The 8,380-nt window shown below is 71.1% G+C and carries 9 protein-coding genes and 2 pseudogenes; 5 read left to right on the top strand and 6 right to left on the bottom strand.

From position 1 onward, the window contains the following. Together R6V09_RS39820 and R6V09_RS39815 are read left to right on the top strand one after the other, a co-directional pair. A pseudogene (locus tag R6V09_RS39820) lies at positions 1-897 on the top strand (ABC transporter substrate-binding protein); the annotation flags it as partial. 34 nt (positions 898-931) lie between these two features. Further along, on the top strand, positions 932-1,414 hold the full coding sequence (locus tag R6V09_RS39815; RefSeq protein WP_317886364.1) for a WapI family immunity protein: 483 nt from the start codon (positions 932-934) through the stop codon (positions 1,412-1,414). A gap of 31 nt (positions 1,415-1,445) precedes the next feature. Here the strand turns inward: R6V09_RS39815 and R6V09_RS39810 are convergent, their stop codons facing one another. From R6V09_RS39810 to R6V09_RS39800, 3 genes are read right to left on the bottom strand one after another with little or no spacing between them, the layout of a single operon-like run. Continuing rightward, positions 1,446-2,453, bottom strand: a complete 1,008-nt coding sequence (locus tag R6V09_RS39810) for an ABC transporter substrate-binding protein (RefSeq protein ID WP_317886363.1) — start codon at positions 2,451-2,453, stop codon at positions 1,446-1,448. Between the two features lie 14 nt (positions 2,454-2,467). Continuing rightward, positions 2,468-3,235: an ABC transporter ATP-binding protein gene (locus tag R6V09_RS39805; RefSeq protein WP_317886362.1), complete on the bottom strand. Its 768-nt coding sequence runs from the start codon at positions 3,233-3,235 to the stop codon at positions 2,468-2,470. Continuing rightward, on the bottom strand, positions 3,235-4,296 hold the full coding sequence (locus tag R6V09_RS39800) for a FecCD family ABC transporter permease (RefSeq protein WP_317886361.1): 1,062 nt from the start codon (positions 4,294-4,296) through the stop codon (positions 3,235-3,237). Before R6V09_RS39800 ends, R6V09_RS39805 begins: the two co-directional genes overlap by 1 nt. Before the next feature lie 313 nt (positions 4,297-4,609). Here R6V09_RS39800 and R6V09_RS39795 point away from each other — a divergent pair, with 313 nt between their 5' ends. Beyond that, positions 4,610-5,371: an aminoglycoside phosphotransferase family protein gene (locus R6V09_RS39795; protein WP_317886360.1), complete on the top strand. Its 762-nt coding sequence runs from the start codon at positions 4,610-4,612 to the stop codon at positions 5,369-5,371. Here R6V09_RS39795 and R6V09_RS39790 read toward each other — a convergent pair. Beyond that, a complete protein-coding gene (locus tag R6V09_RS39790) occupies positions 5,349-5,840 on the bottom strand; it encodes an FBP domain-containing protein (RefSeq protein WP_317886359.1) in 492 nt (163 codons plus the stop codon). The genes R6V09_RS39795 and R6V09_RS39790 overlap by 23 nt on opposite strands. Before the next feature lie 84 nt (positions 5,841-5,924). Between R6V09_RS39790 and R6V09_RS39785 the strand changes: the two genes are divergently transcribed. Together R6V09_RS39785 and R6V09_RS39780 are read left to right on the top strand one after the other, a co-directional pair. Beyond that, positions 5,925-6,509, top strand: a complete 585-nt coding sequence (locus R6V09_RS39785; RefSeq protein WP_317886358.1) for a TetR/AcrR family transcriptional regulator — start codon at positions 5,925-5,927, stop codon at positions 6,507-6,509. 155 nt (positions 6,510-6,664) lie between these two features. After that, a pseudogene (locus tag R6V09_RS39780) lies at positions 6,665-6,898 on the top strand (hypothetical protein); the annotation flags it as partial. Positions 6,899-6,930: 32 nt separating this feature from the next. Here R6V09_RS39780 and R6V09_RS39775 read toward each other — a convergent pair. Both R6V09_RS39775 and R6V09_RS39770 read right to left on the bottom strand, forming a co-directional pair. Next, the gene (locus R6V09_RS39775) at positions 6,931-7,800 is read right to left on the bottom strand and encodes a helix-turn-helix domain-containing protein (protein WP_317886357.1); all 870 of its coding nucleotides are present in this window, start codon (positions 7,798-7,800) and stop codon (positions 6,931-6,933) included. 99 nt (positions 7,801-7,899) lie between these two features. Continuing rightward, a partial coding sequence (locus tag R6V09_RS39770) for an alpha/beta hydrolase fold domain-containing protein (protein ID WP_317886356.1) occupies positions 7,900-8,380 on the bottom strand: 481 nt, incomplete at its 5' end.

Genomic DNA, 8,380 nt, shown 5'->3' with positions numbered 1-8,380 from the left:
CCGACCAGGTCCCGCCGGTGCATGACCTCGGCCGGCGCCCGTGCCGCCGCGCCGCTCTACGCCGCCGCGTCCATGCCGGTGGTCCTGGTCTCGGTCGACGACGAGTCCGCCGGACTGTCCACCACGACCCTGCGCACCCTGTGTGTGACCAGGTCCTCGGACAGCTCACAGACCCTGCCGATCCTCTCCTCCCTGACCAGGACCCGCCCCACCCACCACACAGCGGTCGTCCAGGACCGGGCGGCGGGCGAGGCGGCCGTCGACATCAGCCGGAACCTGGTGGAGACACCGCCCAGTGGCGGCACCATCACGGTCCACCAAGTGGCCGCCGAAACGGCCGACTTCGGCCCGGCCGTCGCCGCCGCCCTGGCCACCCGGCCGCAGGCGGTCGTCTACGCCGGCATGTCACCCGGCCGGGCGGCGGCCTGCGCCCGGGCCCTGACCTCGGCACACTTCGCGGGAGCAGTGGCAGGCTTCGAGCCGGTCATGCGCGGCGGCTTCCTCATGGCTGCCGGGCAGGCGGCCGAGGGCTGGGTCTTCGAAGCGCCGTACACCGAGGCGCAGTCGGTCGGCACGACAGCCGCAAAGGCGTTCACAGCGGCCTACCGGGCGCGCTACGGCGAGGCACCCGGCCGGTGGTCCGCCGAGGCGTACGACGCCGTCGGCCTGATCGCCCGAGCCCTCGACGCGCTCGGCACCACCACCACGATCGAGCCCGCACAGGTCGCCGAAGGCCTCTTCCACCTCGCGTACGACGGGGTGGCCAAGCCGATCCGCTTCATCCAGGGCACCACCCACACGATGGACCCGGAGAACACCGCCTTCCTGTACCAGGCCAGGGACGGCGCGTTCCGTTTCCTGGGGCGGTACGACCAAGTCCGGGCGGTGCAGCCATAGTTTCCCGTCGGAGGACCCATGGCATCCTGTGGCGGTGCACCTCAGTGACCATGCGACCAGTGTCGAACTCCGCCCCCTGCGCTATCAGTTCCCCAAGGTCCGGGGCAACCGCTACGACAACAACTGGCTGGTCATCGGTGCCAAGGTGACGACGGCCGAGGGCAGTTGGTCCTTCGCCGACCCCGCTCTGCTGAACGGCGAGGCCCAACAGGTCACCGCCTGGCTGCGCGGCGTGGCCACGGGGACAGTGGCCGTGACGCAACGCGATGCCGAAGGCTATATGTCCCCGGACACGTGGTTCAACGAACCGGTGCTGGCCTTCAGCCTCGCCGGACGAAGCGAGGACGGCGCGCTGATCCGCGTTCATCTGTCCCTGGAGGCGACACCTCCGTGGCGGCAGGGCGACGCCAGACCTGACATCTACCAGTACTTCGTGGAGATACAGGTGGATACGGCCGCGCTGCTCCACGCGGCCGACGAGTGGGAGCTCGCTCTGGCTGCCTTCCCCACCCGCTGATCGGCGTCGGCGTCGGTCCCACCAGGACTTCTCACTGCGAAGCCTGCTGCTCCGCGGCCACCGTGCGGAGATACGCGCCGAGGCGGGCGATGGCCGACGGGTTGCGGGGGCTCTCGACGAGGTCGACGTAGTCGAGGACGAAGATCCGCCGGTGCTTGACGGCGGAGACGTTGCGGAGCGGGGCGTAGGAGAGGAGGAACTTCTTCTTCTGTGCGGCGCTCACGTCACCGTAGTCGCAGATCACAATGACGTCCGGGTCCCGTCGCACGACGGTTTCCCAACCGACCGTGGTCCAGGAGTCCTTGAGGTCGTGCATGACGTTGACCCCGCCGGACTCGCTGATGATCTGGTCGGGGGCGGCGTAGCGGCCCGAGGTGAACGGGGCGTCCTGGCCGCTGTCGTAGAGGAAGACCGTGGGGCTCTTGGTGGGTGCCTTGCTGTGGACGGTGGCGATCTGCTTCTTGAAGTCGGCTATCAGGATGGCCGCGCGCTTCTCGACGCCGAAGAGCTTTCCGAGGTTGGTGAGGTCGGTGTAGAGGGCTTGCAGGGGCGGCATGATGCCGCGTGAGGTGTCGGTGCGGCCGTTGCGGCACGACTCGGTGAGGATGTACGAGGGGATGCCGAGCTTCTTCAGGGCGTCGGGGGTGAGGCCGCTGTCGTCGCGGAAGCCGTAGTTCCAGCCGGCGAAGACGAGGTCGGCGCGGGCGTCGAGGACGTTCTCCTTGGTGAGTTGGTCCTTGGACAGCCACTTGACCTTCTGGTAGCCGTCCTTCCAGGGCACGTCGGTCAGATCGCCCTTGTCGTCGGGCATGGCGAACCCGGCCATGCGGTTCTCCAGTCCGAGGGCGAACATCAGCTCGGTGATGCCGACGTCGTTGGTGACCACTCGCTTCGGGACGGTCTTGTACGTCACTTTCTGACCGCAGTTGGAGAGGGTGACCGCCTCCGTGGAGCGAGTGTCCGCGGTCGACTCGACGCTCGCACCGCAGCCGGTGGCGGTCGCGGCGAGGCAGAGGGCGGCGGCAAGTAGCTTGCGCATGGGGCGTGTTGTCCTTATGTGGTGGGCGGGAGCAGGTCGAACAGGAGCTGGACGGCGCCGGTCTCCGGGTGCCGTACCGGGTGCGCGCGGACTCCGAACACCTCGGCGAGCAGGGCGGGTTGGAGTACGTCGTGCGGTGCGCCGGACGCGACGATCCGGCCGTCCGCGATCACGTACAGCAGGTCGCAGTGCGCGGCGGCGAGGTTGAGGTCGTGCAGGGCCGCGAGGACGGTCAGGCCGCTGCGGCGGACCAGTGACAGCACGTCCAACTGGTGGGCGATGTCGAGGTGGTTGGTGGGTTCGTCGAGGACGAGCACGCGCGGGCGCTGGGCGAGTGCGCGGGCGATCAGGACGCGCTGCTTCTCCCCGCCGGACAGGGCGAGGAACCCGCGGTGGGCGAGGTGGGCGACACCGGTGCGTTCCATGGCTCCGGCGCAGATCTCCCGGTCCGACGCGGCGGTCCGGTCCCGGTGCGGCAGCCGTCCCATGACGACCACCTCGGCGACGGTGAAGTCGAACTCGGCCGACGACTCCTGCGGCAGCGCGGCCAACACCCGGGCGGCGGCCCGCGGTTCCATGGCGTGTACGTCGTCCCCGTCGAGCCGGACCACTCCGCCGGCCGGCCGCAGCGCCCGGTACACACACCTCAACAGGGTTGATTTCCCACTGCCGTTGGGGCCGACGAGCCCGACGAAGGCCCCGGAGTCCACGGCGAGCCGGATGTCGTCGACCAGCCGCACCGCGCCCGCGTCGACCGACAGCCCCTCGATGTCGAGCCGCATCAACGCCCCCCGAACGCGTAGCCGCCGCGCCGCATCAGCAGCAGGAAGGCGGGCACTCCCACGACGGCGGTGATGACGCCTACCGGGAGTTCGGCCGGCGCCAGCAGCAGCCGGGACAGCACGTCCGCCCACACCAGCAGCACCGCGCCGGCCAGGGGCGCGACCGCGAGGACCCGGCGGTGATCGGCGCCGACGAGCATCCGTACGAGGTGCGGCACCATGAGCCCGACGAAGCCGATGGCGCCGCTGACCGCCACCACCGTTCCCGTCACGGCCGCGGTGACGAGGAACAACTCCCGGCGCAGTCGGGCCGGTTGGACGCCGAGCGCGGCGGCGGTCTCGTCCCCCATCGCGAGGGCGTTGAGCGGTTCCGCCCGCCACCGCAGCCAGGCCCAGCCCGCCACTACGGTGACGGCGGCCAGCGGCACCTGCGCCCAGGTCGCGCCGCCCAGGCTGCCGAGCAGCCACATCATCGCCGAGCGGGCCGCTTCGCCGCGGGCCGCGCCGAACACCATCACGGTGGTGACGGCTTCGAAGCCGTAGGCCAGCGCGGTCCCGGTCAGGATCAGCCGCAGCGGGGTGAGGCCGTGCGGCGAGCGGGCCACCGCGTACACGAGGACCATGGCCGCGAGGGCCGAGGCGAACGCGGACGCGGACAGCGCCCAGACGCCGAGGCCGGCGAACGCGCCCAGCAGGATGACGGCGTTGGCGCCTACCGCAGCGCCCGAGGAGATGCCCAGGACGAACGGATCGGCGAGCGCGTTGCGGACCATGGCCTGGACGGCCACGCCGACGGCCGAGAGCCCGGCGCCCACGACGGCCGCGAGGACGACCCTCGGCAGCCGGATCTCCCAGACGATGGTGTACGCGGCGGCGTCGCCGGCGTGCACGGTTCCGCCGGTGACTCCGGCCCACAGGAACCGGAACACGTCCGCCGGTCCGATGCCGGCCGCTCCCAGTGCGACGCCGCACACGAGGGAGACGCAGAGCAGGAGCAGCAGCCCAAGTATCAACAGCGGCTGGGGTGTTCGGCCCGGGCCGGAGCTCGGAGGTCGGCGCACGATCGGCGGTCCTTCACCTGGGGCCGCCTGGTGAGCCTCGATCGAGGAGGCAGCCCGTACGACCGTGCCGGCCGCTCGGGTCCCCTCTCGCAGTCCACGGCGAGCAGTCAACGGGTCGCACCACCCACGGGCGATCGGGCTCACGCGACGACCACGGGGTCGCCACGCACACCGTTGCGGGTCAGCGCCGGATTCTCACCGGACTTCCCCCGCGGGAGGCTTGGGGAGCCTAACAAACGGGGACGAGCAGGTCGGCGGCGGCCGAGCCCGAGCCCCGACCCCGCCTTCGACGCGGCGAACGGAGCGGCCGTAGATGCCGGGACAGGACGGCGAAGTACCCCTGCGCGGCGGGCGCGTGACCCCCGGCGTGGTGCATGTCGGTGACACGGTGCGCCGGCCGGTCACGGAGGCGTCGCCCTTCGTGGCACGGCTCCTCGGCCATCTCGAAGGGCGCGGTTTCGCCGGTGCCCCACGTCATCTCGGCCTCGACGCGGACGGACGTGACACGTTCAGTTATCTGCCCGGTCGGGTGCCCGCCAGGTTCCGGCGCTGGACCGACACACAGGTCGCAGCGGCCGGTGACCTGCTCCGGTCCCTGCACGACGCGACCCGTGGCTGTGCGCTCGCCGGGTCGTGCCCCGTCGTCTGCCACCACGACCCCGGCCCGAACAACGCCGTCTTTCGCGACGGCCTGCCCTACGCCTTCATCGACTTCGACACCGCCGCGCCCGGCGATCCCCTCGAAGACGTCGGATACGCGGCCTGGACCTGGTGCGTCTCCTCCCGCCCCACCGCACCGTCCGCCGTGGCGCAGGCGGCCCAGGTGCGGATCCTCGCGGACGCCTACGGTCTCGAAGGCTCCGCCCGTGGCGAATTGGTCGACGCGATGCTCGACCGGCAGACCCGCAACGCGAGTTGGTGGCGACAGCGCCTCACCAGCACCGAACATCCGCCGGGCGAGGACGAGTTGATCGCCTCCCGCGTCGAGTGGTCCGGGCGGGAGCACGCGTACACCTCCGCGCATCGCCCCACGTTCGAGAGGGCGCTGCTGGTCACGCGCCCACTCTCGCGATGAACGAGGCGAGGTTCGTCACGGTCCGCCGGATCTTCTCCTCCAGGGTGAGTGACTCCTGGAGGCGTGCGCCGGCGCCCATGTCCTTCTTGCCGCGTACGTACAGGGAGCAGGCGAGGTCGCTGCACATGTAGACGCCGACCGAGTTGCCCTGCTGTCCGGCCTTCCCGGACCTCGGCGCGACCATCAGGGAGACGCCTCCGGTGTGGGTGGTCAGGCACACCGAGCACATGCTGCGGCGCTGCTGCCAGGAGCCGGCGCCGGTGGTGCGCAGCTGGACGCCGACCGGGCGGCCGTCCAGCTCGGTCACGACGTAGGCCCGGTCGGGGGCCTGGGGATCTCGCCAGCCCAGGAAGTCCAGGTCGTCCCAGGACCGTTCGGCCAGGTCACGGGGGACGGCCAGGCGCTTGGCCTCGCCCTTGGTGCAGTTCACGAACGCGGCGCGTATCTCTTGCTCGGTCAGCGGCTTCATAACAGACACGCTAATTTGCCTAATTGAGTTAGGCAAGTGCATAATCTTCGAAGGTGGGGATGCGCATCGATACGGAGGACGACCATGGCAGGGACCGGACGAGTGGGACTGACCACGGAGCGCCTGGTCCGGGCGGGCGCGGATCTGGCCGACGAGATCGGCTTCGAGCACGCGACCCCCGCGGAGCTCGCCCGGCGTTTCGGCGTCAAGACCGCGAGCCTGTACTCGCATGTGAAGAACGCCCACGACCTCAAGACCCGGATCGCCCTGCTCGCCCTCGAGGAACTGGCCGACCAGGTCTCCGCCGCGGTGGCCGGACGGGCCGGCAAGGACGCCCTCACCGCCTTCGCGAACGCCTACCGCGACTACGCCCTCAAGCACCCGGGCCGCTTCGTCGCGGCCCGGTTCCGGCTCGCCCCGGAGACGGCCGCCGCCAGCGCGGGCGTCCGGCACGCACAGATGACACGGGCGATCCTGCGCGGCTACGACCTGGCCGAACCGCACCAGACGCACGCGGTACGACTGCTGGGCAGCGTCTTCAGCGGCTACGTCGGCCTGGAGTCGGCCGGCGGCTTCGACCACAGCGCGCCCGACGCGCAGGAGAGCTGGACCGAGATCCTCAACGCGCTGGACACCCTGCTGCGCAGCTGGCCGACCGCAGCCTCCTGACCGCGCCTTGCGGAAGACGGCAAAGCGCCGTCGGCCGCCACCTCGGCCGAATACCCTCCGGACCCAGCGACGCGATGAACTGCTCCATCAACGCCTGCTGTTCGGGATCGGCCCCCGTGGCAACGCGTCGTGTCCGTGCGTATCCGTAGAGAATCGACGACGTCCTGGACGGCACGTGCACCCTCATCTACATCTTCATGGCATGGCTGAGGAAGGCTCACGAGAGTCAGGACATGGACGTCATCGAGTACGTGGTGCCCACCCTCGTGGGCACGCTGTGCATGATGCCCAAGAGCGTTTCTCCCGAGGCGATCCCCACCATGGCCGGCCTGGTCGTCGCCGCGGGCATCGGGCTGAGCCCCAATCTCTGGCGCGAGCAGTACGGGGACGCGCGCGGACGAGGACTGACGTACCGCGAACTTCACCGGCCCCGGGCCGGCAGGGGGCGAGCCGCGCGCAGATCGTCCAGCTTCTCCGCGTCGCCCGTCCCGGCCGCCGCCGTGTACGTGACGATCCTGAGGTCGGTGCCGGCGGCCGTCACGATGTCGAGGTCGAGGTCGATGTCTCCCACCCGGGGGTGTTCTACGGTCTTGCGGTCTCCGACGTGGGTGCGGGCCGTGCCGTTGGACCACAGGCGGGCGAAGCGCGGGCTGTCGCGCAGCATGCGGTCGACGAAGGCGACGAGCCTCGCGTCATGAGGATGGGCGGCGGCCGTGACCCGCAGGTCGGCGACGAGATCCTCCTCCTCGACCTCGTCGCCCTCCCAGGACCGCACGGGCCAGCCCGCGATCGGCACCCGTCCGCGTCCGCCGGCCGGCCGGAACATCCCGGCGACGAGGTTGTGCTCGTCCCAGCCGTAGGTGCGGGGATCGCCGATCGCGGCGGACCACATGTCGTTCCAGCCGATGAGGGTCCAGTCGGCGGCGAAGACCGCGGTGGGGTTGTCCGACAGCAGGCCCACGAGCCGGTGCACCCTCGCGGGCATGTGCCTGGACACGTTCCCGGTCGCGGGCGGCGCGAGGTGGGCGCAGCGGAACAGATGGTCGCGTTCGGACGGTTCGAGGCGGAGCGCTCTGGCCAGCGCGGTGACGACCTGGGCCGAGGGGTTGCGGGCGCGGCCCTGCTCCAGCCGGACCAGGTAGTCGACCGACAGGCCCGCCAGCCGGGCCAGTTCCTCCCGGCGCAGTCCGGGGATGCGCCGGTCCCCGCCCGGTTCAAGCCCGCCGGCCTGTGGTGACACACGCTCTCGCCACCCCCGCAGAGCGCTGCCGAAGTGGTTCGTCGTAGCCATGGACAACATCGTCGTCGACACGCCGTACGGCACACGGAACTTCCGTCTGCGCACTACGGATTCTTTACCCGCCGGTCCCTTGCGTCCGCCCGCGCCGGGTCAGGACATCACCCCTGCGGGCACCGCTTCACCGGACGGCTCGACATCACTGTCGTCCGTCCAGTGGGCCCGGGTGAACGCGGCGGCGGCGTCGAGCGCGGCCCCTGCCTCGTCGAGCATCGCCGCGAACCCCTGGAAGACGTGCGGTACTTCGGGCCAGACCTGCAGATCGACCCGTACGTCGCACTCGGCGGCGCGCGCCGCCAGCCGTACGGCGTCGTCCAGCAGGATCTCGTGCGAGCCGACCTGGATGAGCAGCGGAGGCAGGCCGGTCAGGTCCGCGAAGACGGGGCTGGCGTGGGGCGTGATGGGGTCCGTGTCGCGCAGATAGTCGCGGGCGCGCCTGCGCAGGCCCTCCGGGGTCAGGGAGGGATCGACGGCCGCCTTGCTCACCGCGCTCGCGCCGGACACGCTCAGGTCGGCCCACGGGGAGAACACCGCGGCCGACGCGGGCCGGGGCAGCCCCGCGTCCTTGGCGGCG

Origin of the sequence: Streptomyces sp. W16 (assembly GCF_033194735.1) — a bacterium.
Classification (GTDB): domain Bacteria; phylum Actinomycetota; class Actinomycetes; order Streptomycetales; family Streptomycetaceae; genus Streptomyces.
The sequence above is the reverse complement of the archived record's forward strand: the minus strand, read 5'-3'. Positions and strand labels throughout refer to the sequence as shown.

Bases quoted from the DNA above. Each gene is read 5' to 3' on its own strand.
- R6V09_RS39810 (WP_317886363.1), bottom strand. From the start codon at position 2,453: ATGCGCAAGCTACTTGCCGCCGCCCTCTGCCTCGCCGCGACCGCCACC.
- R6V09_RS39805 (WP_317886362.1), bottom strand. From the start codon at position 3,235: ATGCGGCTCGACATCGAGGGGCTGTCGGTCGACGCGGGCGCGGTGCGG.
- R6V09_RS39795 (WP_317886360.1), top strand. From the start codon at position 4,610: ATGCCGGGACAGGACGGCGAAGTACCCCTGCGCGGCGGGCGCGTGACC.
- R6V09_RS39790 (WP_317886359.1), bottom strand. From the start codon at position 5,840: ATGAAGCCGCTGACCGAGCAAGAGATACGCGCCGCGTTCGTGAACTGC.
- R6V09_RS39785 (WP_317886358.1), top strand. From the start codon at position 5,925: ATGGCAGGGACCGGACGAGTGGGACTGACCACGGAGCGCCTGGTCCGG.
- R6V09_RS39775 (WP_317886357.1), bottom strand. From the start codon at position 7,800: ATGGCTACGACGAACCACTTCGGCAGCGCTCTGCGGGGGTGGCGAGAG.